Origin of the sequence: Solidesulfovibrio sp. C21 (genome assembly GCF_047785625.1) — a bacterium.
Classification (GTDB): domain Bacteria; phylum Desulfobacterota; class Desulfovibrionia; order Desulfovibrionales; family Desulfovibrionaceae; genus Solidesulfovibrio.
The window spans coordinates 17,406-34,624 of sequence record NZ_JBLODY010000043.1; the positions used below are offsets into that span (position 1 = coordinate 17,406).

General features: G+C 67.4%; 13 protein-coding genes. 9 read left to right on the forward strand and 4 right to left on the reverse strand.

Annotated features, from left to right (window positions below; genetic code table 11):
- Positions 1-10 precede the first annotated feature (10 nt).
- From ACMZ6R_RS13260 to ACMZ6R_RS13270, 3 genes are all read left to right on the forward strand, one after another.
- The gene (locus ACMZ6R_RS13260; protein WP_416112200.1) at positions 11-487 is read left to right on the forward strand and encodes an Lrp/AsnC family transcriptional regulator; all 477 of its coding nucleotides are present in this window, start codon (positions 11-13) and stop codon (positions 485-487) included.
- Complete coding sequence (pruA, locus tag ACMZ6R_RS13265; RefSeq protein WP_416112202.1) at positions 484-3,495, forward strand: L-glutamate gamma-semialdehyde dehydrogenase; 3,012 nt, start codon at positions 484-486, stop codon at positions 3,493-3,495. The genes ACMZ6R_RS13260 and pruA overlap by 4 nt, the downstream gene beginning before the upstream one ends.
- 233 nt (positions 3,496-3,728) lie before the next feature.
- Positions 3,729-4,046, forward strand: a complete 318-nt coding sequence (locus tag ACMZ6R_RS13270) for a hypothetical protein (RefSeq protein ID WP_416112204.1) — start codon at positions 3,729-3,731, stop codon at positions 4,044-4,046.
- A 7-nt stretch (positions 4,047-4,053) separates the two neighbouring features.
- Here ACMZ6R_RS13270 and ACMZ6R_RS13275 read toward each other — a convergent pair whose 3' ends face one another.
- The 4 genes from ACMZ6R_RS13275 to ACMZ6R_RS13290 all read right to left on the reverse strand — a co-directional run bounded on the left by ACMZ6R_RS13275 (position 4,054) and on the right by ACMZ6R_RS13290 (position 8,827).
- The gene (locus ACMZ6R_RS13275) at positions 4,054-4,632 is read right to left on the reverse strand and encodes a UDP-N-acetylmuramate dehydrogenase (protein WP_416112206.1); all 579 of its coding nucleotides are present in this window, start codon (positions 4,630-4,632) and stop codon (positions 4,054-4,056) included.
- Positions 4,548-4,901: a hypothetical protein gene (locus tag ACMZ6R_RS13280; protein WP_416112208.1), complete on the reverse strand. Its 354-nt coding sequence runs from the start codon at positions 4,899-4,901 to the stop codon at positions 4,548-4,550. Before ACMZ6R_RS13280 ends, ACMZ6R_RS13275 begins: the two co-directional genes overlap by 85 nt.
- A 198-nt stretch (positions 4,902-5,099) precedes the next feature.
- Positions 5,100-7,562 (reverse strand): ATP-binding protein, encoded by a 2,463-nt coding sequence (locus tag ACMZ6R_RS13285; RefSeq protein ID WP_416112210.1) that lies wholly within the window; start codon positions 7,560-7,562, stop codon positions 5,100-5,102.
- Between the two features lie 5 nt (positions 7,563-7,567).
- The gene (locus ACMZ6R_RS13290; RefSeq protein ID WP_416112212.1) at positions 7,568-8,827 is read right to left on the reverse strand and encodes an ABC transporter substrate-binding protein; all 1,260 of its coding nucleotides are present in this window, start codon (positions 8,825-8,827) and stop codon (positions 7,568-7,570) included.
- Between the two features lie 270 nt (positions 8,828-9,097).
- On the opposite strand from ACMZ6R_RS13290, the gene ACMZ6R_RS13295 reads away from it, so the two are divergent.
- The 6 genes from ACMZ6R_RS13295 (at position 9,098) to ACMZ6R_RS13320 (ending at position 17,185) form a co-directional block, all read left to right on the forward strand.
- Positions 9,098-9,781: a winged helix-turn-helix domain-containing protein gene (locus ACMZ6R_RS13295; RefSeq protein WP_416112214.1), complete on the forward strand. Its 684-nt coding sequence runs from the start codon at positions 9,098-9,100 to the stop codon at positions 9,779-9,781.
- A 4-nt stretch (positions 9,782-9,785) separates the two neighbouring features.
- Positions 9,786-11,264 (forward strand): ATP-binding protein, encoded by a 1,479-nt coding sequence (locus ACMZ6R_RS13300; protein ID WP_416112216.1) that lies wholly within the window; start codon positions 9,786-9,788, stop codon positions 11,262-11,264.
- Between the two features lie 77 nt (positions 11,265-11,341).
- A complete protein-coding gene (gene pstB, locus ACMZ6R_RS13305; RefSeq protein ID WP_416112218.1) occupies positions 11,342-12,103 on the forward strand; it encodes a phosphate ABC transporter ATP-binding protein PstB in 762 nt (253 codons plus the stop codon).
- A 172-nt stretch (positions 12,104-12,275) separates the two neighbouring features.
- Positions 12,276-13,439 (forward strand): HAMP domain-containing protein, encoded by a 1,164-nt coding sequence (locus ACMZ6R_RS13310; RefSeq protein WP_416112220.1) that lies wholly within the window; start codon positions 12,276-12,278, stop codon positions 13,437-13,439.
- A 9-nt stretch (positions 13,440-13,448) separates the two neighbouring features.
- Positions 13,449-14,924, forward strand: coding sequence for a hypothetical protein (locus ACMZ6R_RS13315; RefSeq protein WP_416112222.1), 1,476 nt, complete (start codon positions 13,449-13,451; stop codon positions 14,922-14,924).
- An 8-nt stretch (positions 14,925-14,932) separates the two neighbouring features.
- On the forward strand, positions 14,933-17,185 hold the full coding sequence (locus tag ACMZ6R_RS13320) for a DUF3536 domain-containing protein (protein ID WP_416112224.1): 2,253 nt from the start codon (positions 14,933-14,935) through the stop codon (positions 17,183-17,185).
- The last annotated feature ends 34 nt before the right edge of the window (positions 17,186-17,219 follow it).

Consider the following 17,219-nt stretch of genomic DNA (forward strand, 5'->3'; position numbering starts at 1 on the left):
GAAGACGAGAATGATCGACGAAATCGACCGCCGAATTTTGATGATCCTTCAAGACAATGCCCGCACCTCCAACGCCGATATTGCCCGGGCCGTTTCCATGGCTCCCTCGGCGGTGCTGGAGCGGGTGCGCAAGCTCGAGCGAAAAGGCGTCATCGTCGGCTACGAGGCCCGCATCGATCCTTCCGCCGTGGAATTGGACCTGACGGCGTTCACCTTCGTCAAGACCGAGGAACCCGTGGGCGCCATCGACACCGGCCAGCAACTGGCCGCCGTGCCCGGGGTCCAGGAAGTCCACTACGTGGCCGGCACGGCCGCCTACCTGATCAAGGTCCGGGCTCCGGACACCCGTTCCCTGGCCGAGTTGCTCAAGGTTATCGGCAGGCTTTCCACCGTGCGCGACACCAATACCACGGTGGTGCTGCAAACCGTCAAGGAAACCGGGGCGCTGCCCCTTGCCAACCCACCCGCATCCGGAGAGGAAAAATGAATCCCCAACTCGACGAGGCCATCCGCCAGCGCGGCAAGGCCTTTTTCGCCAGCATCCGCGGCGAGTCGCCTTCGATTTTCAACAAGGGCTTCTGGACCGGCAAGGTCATGGACTGGGCCATGAAGAACGAAGGCTTCAAGGTGCAGTTGTTCCGGTTCGTGGACGTCCTGCCCTACCTGACCACTTCCGGAAATCTGTCGCGCCACATCGAGGAATATTTCGCCGGGGGCGAGGCCGGAGACATTCCGGCCGTGCTCAAGTGGGGCGCGGAAAAGTCCGGCCTGTTCGGGGGCGTCGCGGCCAAGCTCATGGGCAAGGCCATCCGCTCCAACATCGAGGGCATGGCCCGCCAGTTCATCGTGGGCGAGCAGACCAAGGAAGCGGTCAAGAATTTAAGCAAAATCCGCAAGGACGGCTTCGCCTTCACCGTGGACCTGCTCGGCGAGGCCACGGTCTCGGAGCTGGAGTCCGACGCCTACCGCGACGGCTACCTGGAAGTCCTCGACGCCATTGCCGCCGAGCAGAAGTCCTGGAAGCCGTTCGGCGCGGGCACGGAGGGCCTCGACTGGGGCAGCGCGCCCAAGGTTAACGCCTCGATCAAGCCGTCGGCCCTTTTTTCCCAGGCCAGCCCCATGGATTTCGAGGGCTCGGTGGAAGGCATCCTCGCCCGCATGCGGCCGGTCTACCGCAAGATCATGGCCATGGGCGGGGCCATGTGCATCGACATGGAGCAGCTCAAGTACAAGGACATCACCATCGAGCTGTTCAAACGCCTGCGCGGCGAGTCGGAATTTCGCGATTATCCCTATCTTTCCATCGTGCTCCAGGCCTACATGCGCGAGACCGAGCACGACATCAAGGACCTCATCGCCTGGGGCCGGGCCGAGGGCCTGCCCTTCGGCCTGCGGCTGGTCAAGGGCGCGTACTGGGACTACGAGACGGTCATCGCCAAGCAGATGGGCTGGCCGGTGCCGGTCTGGACGCGCAAGCCCGAGTCCGACATCGCCCACGAGAAACTGGCCCGGCTGATCCTCGAAAACAGCGACCTCGTCTATTTCCAGTGCGCCTCCCACAACATCCGCACCATCTCCAACGTCATGGAGACGGCGGCGGAGTTGCAGATCCCGGAAAACCGCTATGAATTCCAGGCGCTTTACGGCATGGCCGAGCCCGTGCGCAAGGGCCTGCTCAAGGTGGCCGGCCGGGTGCGGCTCTACTGCCCCTACGGCGAACTGCTTCCGGGCATGGCCTATCTGGTGCGCCGGCTGCTGGAAAACACGGCCAACGAGTCGTTTTTGCGCCTCAGCTTCGCCGACGGCGAGGCCGAGGACCGGCTGCTGGAAAATCCCCAGCTGACCCTGGAGCGCGAACTGGCGGCCGCGCCGCCAAAGCCCGCCGAAAAGGCGTCCATCGACGGCCTGACCGCCTTCCGCAACGAACCCCTGGCCGATTTCACCGTGGCCGAGCTGCGCAAGGCCTTTCCCGAGGCCATCGCCCAGGTGCGCGGGGAAGCCGGCCGCGTGCTGCCGCTTCGTATCGGCGGCAAGTCCGTGGAAACCGACGACCGCATCCCCACCGTCAATCCGGCCGATCCGGGCGAGGTCCTGGCGAGCGTCTGCCAGGCCGGCACGGCCGAGGTGGACGCGGCCATAGACGCCGCCGAGGCCGCCTTTCCGGCCTGGCGCGACACGTCGGCCAAGGAGCGCGCCGCGATCATCCTGAAGGCCGCCGCCATTGCCCGGCGCGACATCGTGGCCCTGTCCGCGACCCAGGTGCTCGAGGTCGGCAAGCAGTGGGGCCAGGCCTACAACGACGTGGGCGAGGCCATCGACTTCCTGGAATACTACGCCCGCGAGGCCGTGCGCCTGGGCAGCCCCAAGCGCATGGGCCGGGAGCCCGGCGAGAAAAATCACCTCTTCTACGAGCCCAAAGGGGTCACCGCCGTTATCGCGCCCTGGAACTTCCCCCTGGCCATTTCCGTGGGCATGACCGCCGCCGCCATCGTGGCCGGCAACACGGTGGTCTACAAGCCCTCGAGCCTGTCGTCGCTCACCGGCTACGGCATGGCGGAAATCTTCAAGGAAGCCGGGCTCCCGGACGGCGTCTTCAACTACTGTCCCGGCCGGGGCTCGGTCATGGGCGACCATCTGGTCGAACACCCGAAAGTCAGCACCATCGCCTTTACCGGCTCCATGGAAACCGGGCTTCGCATCCAAGAAAAGGCGGCCAAAGTGCAGCCAGGCCAAGCCTACTGCAAGAAAGTCATCGCCGAGATGGGCGGCAAGAACGCCATCATCATCGACGACGACGCCGACCTCGACGAGGCGATCCTGGGCGTGGTCTATTCGGCCTTCGGCTTCCAGGGACAGAAGTGCTCGGCCTGCTCCCGGGTCATCGTGGTCGATTCCATCTACGACAAGTTCGTCTCGCGCCTGACCGAGGCCTGCGGTTCGCTGCGCATCGGCCCCTCCGAGGACCCGGAAAACGCCATGGGCCCGGTGGTCGATCCGGCCCAGCAGAAAAAAGTCCAGGAATACTTGCAGGTCGCCCATGAGGAAGGACAGGTGCTGGTGGAGCGGCAGACCTCGGGACCGGGCTATTACGCCCCGCTGGTCGTGGTCGCCGGCATCCGGCCCGAGCATCGGCTGGCCCAGGAAGAGGTCTTCGGGCCGATCCTCGCCGTCATGAAGGCCGAAAGCTTCGATCAGGCCCTGGAATGGGCCACAAGCACCCGCTTCGCCCTGACTGGCGGCGTCTATTCCCGCAGCCCCAGACACCTGGAAAAGGCGCGCCGGGAATTCCGCGTGGGCAACCTCTACCTCAACCGCAACTGCGTGGGGGCCATGGTCGGCCGCCAGCCCTTCGGCGGCTCCAGGATGTCGGGCGTGGGCTCCAAGTCCGGCGGCCCGGATTACCTGCTGCAATTCATGGAGCCGCGCGTGGTGACGGAAAACACCATCCGCCGCGGCTTCACGCCCATCGACGAAGACGACGAATGGTTTGAATAGGAAGGGGGGAGAAGAAGGTGCGAGAGGGGAAACCCTTTAAAAAGGGTTGTCCCCTCTCGCGCTCTCCCTTTCCTCAATTTTATAATAATAGAGATAGGTAACGAGGGCACTCCGTAACCGTTAAAAGTTTTTGGAGTGGGGGTCCGGGGGAGAACCTTTTTTCAAAAAGGTTCTCCCCCGGCTCCTTTCATTTTCAGCGCGACTGTGGCAACTGCTCGGAAGCGGGGGATAGTATGCGAGTCCTTGTCACCTTGGTCATGGCGTTTTTTTTGTTCGTGGCGGCGGGATGTTCCAGGGGGCCGACCAACGCCGAAGTGGAGCAGGCGTTTCGCGAGGCCATGGCCCGCAACGATTTTATGGGGCTTTTGTCCCAGACCGTCCATATCCAGGGCTTCCAGGTGGATAAAATGGAAAAGGGCAAGGACGGGGTCTACAGGGCGACCGTGACCATCGTTTCCGACGCCACCATTGGTCCCCTGTCCGTTGGCGGGGCAAAGCAGATGACGCTGCGGCTCACCAAGGTCGGCGAGAAGTGGGTGGTGCTGCAATAGCGCGCGCTCAGATCACCACCTGCTCCAGCCTCAGTTCCACGCCGTAGCGTTCCCTGGCGGCGGCCCGCATGACGTCGACGACGGCCAGGATGTCGGCCCCGGTCGCGCCGCCGGCATTGACGATGAACCCCGCGTGGCGGCGGGAGATGCGCGCCCCGCCGATGCCAAATCCTTTGAGCCCGGCCTCCTCCATGATGACCCCGACCGGCGGCGCGCCCTCGGGCCGGCGAAACACGCTGCCCGCGCTCGGCAGGTCGTAGGGGAGCTTGCCTCGGCGCAGCTTGCCGATGCGTCCCATGGCCGCCGTGATCCGGGCCGGATCGTCCGGCGAAAGCCGCAGATGCACGGCCGCGACCACGCCCGGTCCGCCCTGGAAGGCCGTGGCGCGATAGGCGGGGGCGCAATCCTCCCGGGACAGCCTCGCCACGCCTTCCCGCTCCGGAAAAAGCGCTTCCACGGCCGTGACCGCATCGTAAAACGAGGTCCCGTAGGCCCCGGCGTTCATGCAGGCCGCGCCGCCAACGCTGCCCGGAATGTCCCACAGGTTTTCCAGGCCGGACAGGCCGGCCTGGCCGCCGCCCGGCACAGGTCGCGCAGCCGCGCCCCGGCCCCGGCCCGCACCCGCTCCCCGTCCAAGACAATGGCCGTTTCCAGCTCCCGCAGACACACGAACCGGTGCGTGGCGTCGTAGCTCGGCCGCGACAGGATCACGTTGCAGCCGTGGCCAAGCACATGCACGGCCTGCCCCGCCTCGGGAGCAAGCGCCCGGGCCAGCTCCGCCACCGTCCGGGGAAACAGGCAACAGGCCGCCTGCGCCTCGACCCGGTACGAATTGAGCATCGTCAGTGGAATCATGATTTATTGAAGGAAAGGAAGTGCGAGAGGGGAAACCCTTTAAAAAGGGTTCTCCCCTCTCGCGCTCTCCCCTTCCTCAATTTTATAATAATATAAGTAGGTAACGAGCGATTATTCGTTACCGCTAAAAGTCTTTGGGATGGGGGTCTGGGGGAAACCCTTTCTTCAGAAAGGGTTTCCCCCAGACCCTTCCACACCTCAATCAGGAATGAGAATGACATGCAGGCCGGGGAAGCCGAGCAGGCGTTCGAGGTCCATGGTGTGGCCAAGCGAGGCGGGCAGGAAGATCGTGCCTTGAAAGCCGCCTTCCACGGCCCGCCACAGTTCGGCTTCCTGGCCTAGGATCGTGGTTTCCCCCGGGCACATGAAGAACCGTCGGCTGACCTCGCGGCCGCCGTTGCGGGAAAGGATGAGGCAGGGGCGTGAGTTTCCCGGGGCCTGGCCTTCGAGCAGCCCGCGCACGGTGGCGAGAAGCGCTTCCTGGTCCACCGGTTTGACCAGCGTCGCGTCCGCGCCGGATTCGGCCCGCTCGCGGCTGGAGACCACGGACACCACCACCACCGGGATATGGCTGGTGGCCGGGTCCTGGCGCAGGCGGCGGATGCATTCCTTGCCGCTCATGCCCGGCATGCGCATGTCCATGGTGATGCACTTGGGTTGCCAGCGCGCGGCCAGGGACAGCGCTTCGGTCCCGTCGACGGCCGTGGCCACGATGTAGCCGGCGTCGGTGAAAAGCGTTTCCAGGTAGCGCCGCACCGAGGTGTCGTCGTCGACGACCAGGATGTGCCGCGTGCCCGTCGGCGCGAGGTCACCGGGCGCCTTGGCCGGCTGGCAGACAGGCTCGGGCGGTGTTGCGGCGGTTTCCGCCAGGACGGGCAGGGTGAAGCGGAACACGCTGCCCTGGCCGGGTTCGCTTTCGGCCCAGATGCGCCCGCCGTGGCGCTCTATGATCTGGCGGCAGATCGGCAGGCCGAGGCCGGTGCCCTTGGGCTTTTCGGTCAGGGTGTCGCCGGCCTGCTTGAATTTCTCGAAGATGCGCTCCAGGTCCGCCGGCGCGATGCCGGAGCCGGAGTCGCGCACCGCGACGCGGATTTCGGGGCCGTCGACGGAGCCTTCCACGACAATGGCGCCATGTTCGGTGAATTTCACGGCGTTGCCGAGGAGGTTAACGAACACCTGGATCAGCCTGTCCCGGTCGCCCAGGATGCGGGGCAGGTGTGCGGGCAGCTTGTTTTCGAGGCTGATGCCTTTGCGCGTGGCCAGGCCGGCCACGGCCCGCACGGCATGCTCCGCCGTCTCGGCCAGGGACACCGGGGCCATGTTCCATTCGCAGCGCCCGGATTCCATCTTGGCGATGTCGAGCACGTCGTCCACCAGCTCGGTCAGGCGCTGGCCCTCGGCCACGATGATGTCCAGGTTTTCCCGGATCTGCTGCGCGCCGCGCCAGGTTTTCGGCGTGGCTTCGGTCAGGGCCGGAGCCACCACGTCGGTGAACTTGCGCCGGATGATCTTGGCGAACCCGAGCACCGAAGTCAGGGGTGTGCGCAACTCGTGGGATACGGTGGAGATGAACTCGGTCTTCATCCGATCCACCTCTTTCTCCACGGTGATGTCGCGCACCAGGATGATGGTGGCGCGGCGTTCCTCGCCGGCCAGGCGCACGCCGGTGGCCACGGCCTTGCCCGTGCGGCCGTCGGCCAGGCGGACTTCGGCCGCGGTCGCCTGGTTCGCGGCCGGACAGGCCCCGGCCAAGGCGGTCAGAGCTTGCGGGAAGGCCTCGGCGGCGGGTTTGTCGGCCACCTCCTCGGCCTTTTTGCCGAACATGGCCAGAAGGGCCGGATTGAAAAGGGTGATGCGGGCGTCGGCGTCGAGGACCACCAGCCCGTCGGCCAGATTGTCGATGATGGCCCGGGTGTGGGCCAGGGAATCTTCCAGGTCCCGGGTGGTGTCGTCCACGGCCCGTTTGAGGTCGGACACGAGCAGGGAAAGCTGGGCGGCCATGGACTGCATGGCCCGGGCCAGGATGCCGACCTCGTCGTCGCCGGTTTCGGGGGGCTTGGCCGAAAAATCGTGATCCCTGATCTTGACCGCGTAGCCGGCCAGTTCCACCAGGGGGCGGGTGATGCCGCCGACCAGGGCGTAGAAGACCAGCACGGCCACGGCCAGCATGCCCAGCATGAGCGCTTCCTGCCGCATGACGGCCCCGCGCATGACGCGCCAGATGCCGACCTTGTCCATGCCGACGCCGACATGGCCCGCCTCGCCGGCCAGGATCGGCGCGGTCACCTGGAGGTAGTCGCCGATGCCGTCCAGATGGGTCTGGGTGACGGAGCCGCTTTTCGCGCCGAGCAGCGCCTTGGGCATGGCCGGGACGAAGGTATGGGCCACCACCGTGCCCTTCGGGTCGGTCACGAAAATGTAACCCACGCCGTCGATGTGCAGAAATTCGTCGATCATGGCCTGGACGGCGGCGTCGTCGCCGGCCACCAGGGCGTCGGGGCTGGCGGCGGCGATGGCCATGGCGATGGCCCGTCCCTTGGTGACGTATTCGTCGGTCAGGTGACGGTGCAGGAGCCAGGCCGAAAGCAGGGCCGTGGCATTGGCCGCCACGCCGAAGACGAGGATGACGGCGATCAGGGTTCTGCGAAATATTTTCGACACGGGCGTCAGTCTCCGGCGGCGAGCCGCATGGACGTCAGCGGCACGAGCCTGCCGCGCGAAGCGGTGGACAAATAAACCATGTCGAGGCCCTGGTGGTGGGGGCCGGTCAAAACGACCGGCACGCCGATGCCGAGGTCGATGGGGCCCAGGGAGATCACGGCCGCGTCCAGCCCGGCCCGGTCCAGGGGATCGGCCATGGCCGAAAGCACCTTCATGAGCAGCCGGGCGTTGAGGTAGCCCTCGAATCCCGTGGCGCTGCCTTCGAGCGGATGCTTGTCCCACCCCCCCGGCGGGGCCGGCGCGTCGGCAAGGGCGGCCAGATCGCGCCGGTAGTCGCGGGAGGCGGGCAGTTCCGGATCGCGCCAGTCCGGCGCCACCTGGGACAATACCAGTCCGTCCTGGAGATTTCGGCCGCAGCGTTCCCCCTCGCGGGTCAGGAAGCGCAACAGGATTTCCCCGCCGGCGAAGGAGACCACGCCGACCGGCATGGTCAGCCCTTGGCCGCGCAGGTCCCGGATCAGGGCGGCGCAGGCCGGGGCCGGGCCGACGATGAGCACCGCGTCGGGGTGGCAGTCGGCGAGCAGGGCGACCTGTCGCGCCATGTCCTCGCCTGCGCCGACCAGCCGGGCGAAGGTGGCCTCGCCGCACAGCGACAGGCCGCGTTTGGCCAGGGCGCGGCGCGCGCCGTCCCAGCCGCTGCGGCCGAAGGCGTCGGCCTGGTGGCAGATGGCGATGCGGGAGCGCCCCTGGGCGACAAAGGCCGCGACGAGCCCTTCGATTTCCTGGCGGTAGGAGGCGCGCAGATTGTAGACGTAGCGGACGTAGGGCGGCACGCGGGAGGCCTCAAGCCCGGAAACCGGGAAAAAAAGGCGCGCCCCCTGGTTGGCATGGGCCCGCAGCACCGGCAGTTCCCGGCTCACGGTCGGCGTGCCGAGCGACGAAAAAAGGGTCAGCACCTTGTCCCTGACCAGGAACCGGACGATGTTTTCGATGGCCGGGTCGGGTTCGTAGCGGTCGTCGGCGGCGAGCAGCTCCACGGTGTGGCCGCCGATGCCGCCTTCCCCGTTGCGGTGCGCGAAAGCGGCCAGGGCTCCCCGGTAGAGTTCCAGGGCCATGGCCCTGGTCGGACCCGAGAAACCGGCGGTGAGTCCGATCCGGATGGAAGGCGGTTTTTTACCGGCGGCAAGGCAGGGCGGAGCCGCGAAATGGAAAAGCCCCGCCATCATCAGGGCGACGCAAGCGAACGTGCGTAACCTGCCCGCCATCATCCCGATCCTTTGGCTTGATTCCGCCGGGTTTTTTATTTGACGCTTACCAACCTTCTAGGCAGTTTCACAGCAAGCGTCAAACCACGACAGCGGCGGACCACCCGGCCCGCCATCCGGGTGCCGGCGGGCGATTGCGCCAGGCGGGCGCGATGGGGGAGGTGCGATTTCGCGGCATTGCGTGTTCGGTGTCACACAATCGTCACGCGTCATTCATCCGCGCGTCAAGCCGTCATGTTCTTTCGAGCGACGAAAACTCCGAGGTGACGCATGTCCAAGGATTCCATCCTGATAGTTGAAGATGACGACGATATCGTCGAATTGCTCGCCTTCAACCTGCAAAGCGCCGGTTTCGCCACCGAAACGGCCAAGGACGGCTACGACGCCCTGACCAAGGCCCGGCGTGCGCCGCCGGCCGGCATCATTTTGGACCTCATGTTGCCCGGACTCGACGGTTTCGAGGTCTGCAAGGAGCTCAAGCGCGATCCCAAGACCGCCGCCGCGCCGATCATCATGCTGACCGCCCGGGGCGAGGAAGTCGACCGCATCGTGGGCTTGGAGCTCGGGGCCGACGATTACGTGGTCAAGCCGTTTTCCCCCCGGGAGCTCATCCTGCGCCTGCGGGCGGTGCTCAAGCGCCACGCCCCGGAGCAGGAGCGCCGGCAGGTGCTCTCGCGCGACGGCCTGTCCGTGGACCTCGGCGCCCACCGGGTGAACCTGGACGGCGAGGAAGTGGCCTTGACGGCTACGGAATTCCGGTTGCTGGCCGAACTGTTCCAGAGCACGGGCCGGGTGCTCACCCGTGACCGGCTGCTCAACTCCGTGTGGGGCTACGAATTCGAAGGGTATGCCCGCACGGTCGACACCCACATCCGTCGGTTGCGCCAGAAGCTTGGCTCCTGCGCCCGCATGATCGAAACCGTCCGGGGTGTGGGCTACCGGTTCAAGGAGTAGGGGGGTGGCCGCTTCCGATACCTTGGGCCTGCGCGCGGCGGCGCTTTGCCTGACCGTGACCGCCGCCTGTCTGGCCGCGCTTTCCCTGCTGCCCGCCACGCTGACCCGGCCCGAACGCCTGTTCGCCTACGGCGGGGCGCTTTTCGCGGCCGGCTGCGTCTACTGGCTGGTCGGCCGGCGTCTGTCACGTTCCCTGGCCGAGGTCATCGCCGTGGCCCGGGCCATTGGCGACGGCGACTACCGCCACCGCATCCACCTGTCCCCGGACGGGGAATTTTCCGCCCTGGCCGAGGCCGTCAACCACATGGCCCGGCGCATCGAATCCCACATCGGCACCATCACCGACCAGAAGACCCAGCTCGAAGCCATCCTCGACGGCATGCGCGAAGGCGTGATGGTGCTCGACGCGGCGGGCAAGGTGCGGGTGGCCAATCCGGCGCTTAAGCGCATCGCCCCGGTGACGGGCGACGTGGTCGGCCGCCGGCCTATCGAGGTCGCGCCGAGTCCGGAACTGCAAATGGCCTGCGACAATCTGCTCGGCGAGGCGGGCGAGGACCTGCCCGCGGCCTCGACCCTGGAGATCGAACTGGGGCCGGGGCGTTATTACGAGGTGTCCCTGGTGCGCCTCGGGCTCGACCCGGCCGGCGGGCGGCGCGAGCACGGCGCGGTGCTGGTCTTCCACGACGTGTCCGAGACCCGGCGGCTGTCGCGGGTGCGGCGGGATTTCGCGGCCAACGTCACCCACGAGATGCGCACCCCCCTGACCTCCATCAAGGGCTACGCCGAGACGCTGCTGGCGGCCGCGCCGGAACTGGCCCCGGAAAAGCGCCGGTTCCTCGACGTGATACTTAAAAATGCCAACCATATGTCCAAGATGGTTGACGATATCCTCACCCTGGCCCGTCTGGAGGAACAGCCGGGCGCGGGCGATGACCGCGCAAGCGACCGGCCCGAGCCCGGAATCGACGCCGCCGCCGCCCTGGCCGACGCCGTGCGCGAATGCCAGCCTCTGGCCGACGCCAGAAAACTTTCCTTCGACAACCAGCTGCCCGAGACGGAACTCCTCGTGCGCTGCGACGGCGGGCAGCTGATCCAGGTCTGGCGCAACCTGCTCGAAAACGCCACCCGGTTCGCGCCCGAGGGCTCGCGCATCGTCATGACCGCCTGCCCGGACGACGAGGGCCAGACCGTGACCTTCGGCGTGCTGGACCAGGGGCCGGGCATCCCTCCCGAGGAGCGTCATCGCGTGTTCGAGCGCTTCTACCGGGTGGAGCGCCACCGCTCCAAGACCCAGGGCAGCACCGGCCTTGGCCTGGCCATCGTCAAGCATATCGTGGAACGGCACGGCGGCAGGATATGGGCCGACCGGGGACGGGGCGAAATGACCGGGGCCGCTTTTTATTTCACCCTGCCCGCTTTCGCGCCCGGGACCGAGGCGGCGCAGGCAACGGTTTGTCTCGGACCGTCGACCCAATCGTCATGAAACTTCCACACCTGGGATGCAGGCTGCGCCCACGGCTTTTCCCCGCGCATCCGTAACCGAACGAAAAGGAATCTCCCATGCCCGACACCGTGAAAATGGCCGCCAAGGGCCTCAACTTCTACTACGGCCGGTTCAAGGCGCTCCAGGACATCAATCTGACCGTCTACGAGCAGCAGGTCACGGCGCTGATCGGTCCCTCGGGCTGCGGCAAGTCCACCTTCCTGCGCTGCCTGAACCGTATGAACGACCTCATCCCCGGCACCCGGGTGGAGGGGGAGCTCACCCTGGACGGCGAAAACGTCTACGCCTCCAGCCTGGACGTGGTGGAACTGCGTCGCCGGGTGGGCATGGTCTTCCAGAAGCCCAACCCCTTTCCCAAGACCATTTTCGAAAATGTGGCCTACGGCCTGCGCGTGGGCGGGGTGCGGAACAACACCTACATTTCCCAGCAGGTGGAAAAAAGCCTCAAGGGCGCGGCGCTTTTCGACGAGGTGAAAGACCGTATCCACGACTCGGCCCTGGGCCTCTCCGGCGGCCAGCAGCAGCGCCTGTGCATCGCCCGGGCCCTGGCCATCGAGCCGGAAGTGCTGCTCATGGACGAGCCGGCCTCGGCGCTGGACCCCATCGCCACCCAGAAGATCGAGGAGCTCATCCACGAGCTCAAACGCAATTTCACCATCATCATCGTCACCCACAGCATGCAGCAGGCGGCCCGCGTTTCGGACCGCACCGCCTTTTTCTACATGGGCAAGCTGGTTGAGGTGGACGCCACCGAAACCATCTTCACCCGCCCGGCCCAGAAGCAGACCGAGGACTACATCACCGGTCGCTTCGGCTGATGCCGGCCGGGGAGCCAAGGCCGCTCCGTCAGGAGGCGTTGCGATGGGGGGCGTCCGCCCCCCTTTGATTTCGCGCCAATACCCGCTATGGATCGGGCAATAGCTCGGGAGCCCGGTCCGCCGTATCCCGCCGCCCCCGTGCCGCATCCGTAAAAACAAAGGACGCACCGGCATGAGGTTTCCCCTTTTCCCGCTCAAGATCGCCGCCGCCATCGGCGTTGTGGCCGTGGCCGCCCTGCTCCTCGGGCTTTTTGCCGTGTCCCGCCTCGACACGCTGTCCGGCCGGTTCAAGGCCCTGGAGACGACGCGTCTGCCCCGGGCCGATCTGGCCGTGGCCGTGGAGCGCCAGCTGCTTTTGGCCTCCCAGTCCATCCGGGACTATGCCTTGAGTTCCGACCGCGAATCCCTGGAACGGGCCAAGAGGAATTTGGCCAAGGCGGCCGACGTGCTGCACGCCGCCCAGGAGGCCGCCTCCCGTCCGGAGCTCAAGGATCTGGCCGCCGAGGCCGGCAAGATCGGCTTTTTTCTGGATGCCTACAAAAAGGCCGCCGAGTCGTCGGTCGTCGCCAACGAACGCTTGAGCGCCAGCCGGGCCCGGCTGGCCGAGGCATCCACCGCCTACGACGCGGCCGTGGACGACTACATCGGGCAGAAAACCGCCCAGTGGGACAAGGAGCTGGCCGCCCGCTATCCGGCTCCCGACGCCTTGCGCCAGCATGCCCGGCGCCTGAAGCTGGCCCAGGTCGCGCAGCGCGCCGGCCGGGATGTGGCCACCGCGGCCGGTGAGGCCCGGGGCGAACGCGACCCGGCCCGGCTGACCGAGGCTGAGGCCCGCTTCGACGCGGCCGAGGCGGCCCTTCGCGACGCCAGGGCCGGTTCCGACGACGATGCCAGGCGGCTTGCCCCGGTGTTTGCCGCCCTGGCCGAGTACCGTCAGGCCGTGACGGCGGTCCTTGCCGACTGGAAGGCCCTGCGGGAGACGGGGCGCAGGATTCTCGAGGCCGAACACGCCGCGCTGTCCGGGGCCGCCCGGTTGGGCGGGGCGTCTCTGGCCGAGGTGGCGGGGGAGGCTGGCCGGCTGGCCGGATCGCTTCGCGCCTTGCGGCTTGTTCTCGGCGCTGCCGGCTGGGGCCTTTTGCTTTTCGGTCTGGCCTTTGCCGTGGCCATGGCCGCGCTGCTCGGCATGCCGGTGCGCCGCTGCGCCGCCTTTGCCCGGGATATGGCCGAGGGCCGGCTGACCTCGACCCTGACTGTCCGCAGCCATGACGAGGTCGGCGGACTGGCCGCGAGCCTGACCGAAATGGCCCATCGTCTGGGCCGGCGTCTGGCCCGTTGAGGATCGGCCATGGGAAGCCGATGCCATGCCTTCCTGCTCTGTGTCCTGCTGGGTCTCGGCTGGTGCGCCGGGGCCCGGGCCCAATCCGCCAACCCGCCGGGATTTCGCGGTCTGTCCTTTGGCGCGCCCGTGGCCTCCATGCCGGGCATGGAGCTTGTGGCCCGCTTCGGCGACACGGCCTTTTACCGCCGGTCCGAGGAAAAGCCGCTTTTGGGCGCGACCTGCGCCACGGACATCCGCTACGGCTTTTCGCGGGGGGCGCTTTTTTTCGTGCGCATGACGCTTACGGGCTGCGAGGGCCTGGGTGATCTCGTGGCCGCCTATACCGCCAAGTACGGCCGCCCCGGCCGCGAGGGCGCGCCGGGTTTTCTGCGCCTGGTCTGGCGGCGGCCGCTTCTCACCGTGTCCCTGTCCCATTTCGCCCGGGACGGGAAGACCGTGGTCGATTACGTCTACCTGCCGGGGCTGACCGCCGACGAGCGCGAGGTCTGGCAAAGCGTCGAGGATATCCGCCGGCGCGGGCCCATCGGCTTTCGGGGACTGCGGTTCGGCCGGGATATTTCCGGCATTCCCGGCCTGACCCCGGCCTACCGCGAAGGCGCGGCCGCCTATTACCGCCGGCCCGGGGACAGCCTGGAGCTCGGCGACCTGCGGTTGACCGACATTCTGTACGGCTTTTTCCAGGGAAAGCTTTTCGCCGTGGTCATGCGGGTCGGCGAGGGCGGGGATTTCGAGGCCCTGCGCCGGGCCTACATCGCCAAATACGGGCCGCCGCGCGCCATTGCCGCCACCTTGGAGGAGGAACTGGTCTGGAGCTGGCCCGAGGCCCAGATCGCCCTTTCCCGCGACGTGGAGGCCGGCGGCGTGACCATCCGCTACGCCGACGCCAAGCTGCTCGCCGCCATGGACGCCGCCGAGACGGCCGCCGGCGCGCCGCCGTCGCTTTCCGGGGGCTTCCGCCTGTTTTCCCCGGGCGATCCGCCACGTTCGTTTCGCGGCGCGGCCTTCGGCTCCCCGCCCCAGGCCCTGCCCGCCGGCGAATACCTCTACACCCACCGCGGCCGCAAATATTACCGTCGCGGCGATGAACGGCTCCGCCTCGGCGACATCCCCCTCGCAAGCGTGCTGTACGGCTACGACCAGGACCGGCTGGCTGGGGTGGCGCTGACCATCGCCGCCTCCGGCGACGGCCCGGATTCGGACTACAACCGCGTGCTGGCCGCCTACAGCGCCAAATACGGTTCCCCGGACACGAGGACGGCCGATGACGGCGGCGTCATCCACCAATGGTCGTGGCCGGGCCTGTCCATCGCCCTGGTGCGGCCCAAGCTCGGCCCCATGGAGGTGCATTACGTGGACGCCTCGCTTTTGCGCCACCGTGAGGGCCGACTCGCCGCCAAGGCGCTGGACGCTCTGGACAAGAAGATTTTTGCCGCGCCGGACGCCGCCGGCGAGGACCTCGAACGCAAACCCGGACAGGAGTAAGCCCGCCTATGGACCGCGCCCTTTGCATCCACGGCCATTTCTACCAGCCCCCCCGCGAGGATCCCTGGCTCGGGCTCATTTTGCCCGAAGGCAGCGCCGCCCCGAGCCGCCACTGGAACGAGCGCATCTGCCGCGAATCCTACGCGCCCATGGCCAGGGCCCGGCGGCTGGACGGTTCGGGCCGCATCGTGGAACTGCTCAACTGCTATGAATGGATGAGCTTCAACGCCGGGCCGACGCTGCTCGCCTGGATGGCCCGCTCGGCCCCGGACACCTACGCCCGCCTGCTCGAGGCCGACCGCGAAAGCGTCAAGCGCCTGGGCCACGGCAACGCCCTGGCCCAGATCTACCACCATGTCATCATGCCCCTGGCCTCGGACCTGGACAAGGAACTCGAGGTGGCCTGGGCGGTGGACGATTTCAGGGCCCGCTTCGGCCGCGATCCGGAAGGCATGTGGCTGTCCGAAACCGCCGTGGACACGCCGACCCTCGAAGCCCTGGCCGCCGCCGGCATCCGCTTCACCATCCTGGCCCCGTCCCAGGCCACGGCCGTCAGCGACGACGGCGAAAACTGGCAAGGCGTGGACGCCGGCTCCCTGGACATCCGCCGGCCCTACAAGGTGCTTTTGCCGTCGGGCAGGCCCATGGCCGTCTTTTTCTACCACGGCCCCCTGTCCCAGGCCGTGGCCTTCGAGCGCCTGCTGGCTGATGGCGAGCAGTTTTTCCGCCGTCTTTCCGGCGCGGCCGGGGAGGGGCTCTTGTCGCTGGCCACCGACGGCGAGACCTACGGCCACCACTTCACCTTCGGCGAGATGGCCCTGGCCTACGTGCTCGATCAGGCGCGCTCCGGCCGCGATGGGCTGACGCTCACCAATTACGCGACGTTTCTGGAGACCGATCCACCCAAACGGTTTGTGCGTATCCGCGAGGCCTCGGCCTGGAGCTGCGCCCACGGCGTCGAGCGCTGGCGCTCGGACTGCGGTTGCACCAACGGCGGGCATCCCGGCTACAACCAGAAATGGCGCGCGCCGCTCCGGGAGGCCCTCGATCGCCTCAAATCCCGGCTGGACGCCCACTTCTTCGCCGCCGGCAATCCCCTTTTCAGCGATCCCCGCCGGGCGCTTGCGGCCTACGGAAAGGTTATGGCCGCAAGCATGGCCCCGGCCGCTTTCGAGGCCGCGCACTTCGCGCCGAAACTGCCGGAAGCGGCCCGGGGCACGGCCTGGAAACTGCTGTCCATGCAGGCCTGGGGACTGGCTTCCTTTGCCAGCTGCGCCTGGTTTTTCGACGAGATTTCACGGCTCGAGCCGGTCAATGGCCTGACCTTCGCCCTGCGGGCCGCGGAATTGGCCCGGGCCACGGGCATGGCCGACCCCGAGCCCGAGGTCACGGACATCCTGGCCAAGGCGCGTTCCAACGACCCGGAAATGGGTTCGGGCCGCGATATATGGGAAAACATGGTCCGGCCCCGGCGCGAAACGCCCAAGACCCTCGTCACCCAGGCCCTGCTCACCCTCGGCCTGGAAGAGCGCCTGCCGACCGGCGACGGGAGCGCCGAGGCCCGCTGGCCGGGCGTGGCGGTGACCGTGCGCCTGGATGATCCCGAGGGCGGCGCGCGCCCCGGCACGGCCTCCCTCCGCTACCACCTGGAAACCGCCACCGAGGATTTCGCCATAAGCTTCCGCCAGGCCGCAACCGCCGATCCCTTCGACGGCTGCGTGACCATGGTCGCGGCCGGGGGCGGGGCCGAGGAGGGGGTGTGCTTCCGCGACGTGGGCCTTCCCGTCAACAAGCGGCAAGCCCTGGCCGACGCCTTCGCCCGCCACGCCGAGGACGCCTTTTTTGCCGCCATGCTGGCCCAGGCCGCGACGGCAAGGAAACTTGTCACCGAACTGCAGGAAGCCCAGAATACGCTCAATCTGGCGCCGCTGTGGCTGCATCTGTGGCCGGGGCTTTTATGGCACGAGGTGTTCGCTTTGCCGCTGCCGGCAAAGCGCGAGGCGCTACTGCGGCTTTTCCTGATCGAGGCCGGGCGCAATTCGCCGGTCAAGGCGGCCCTGGAGGCGCGGCTGGCCGCCGAAACCGCCCGGCGCGCGGCCGAACCGGACCCGGATTGCCGCAATCTGGCCCGGCTGGTCGCCCGGACCGCCGACCTGGACCTGCACCCCGACTGGTGGGCCGCCCAGAACGCCCTGTGGGAACGCCGCCCCTTCGCCGGCTCCACAGCCATCCTGGCCGGTGCCTTGGGATTCGCGGTGTAAAGAGCCGGGGGGAAACTTTTCTGTAGAAAAGTTT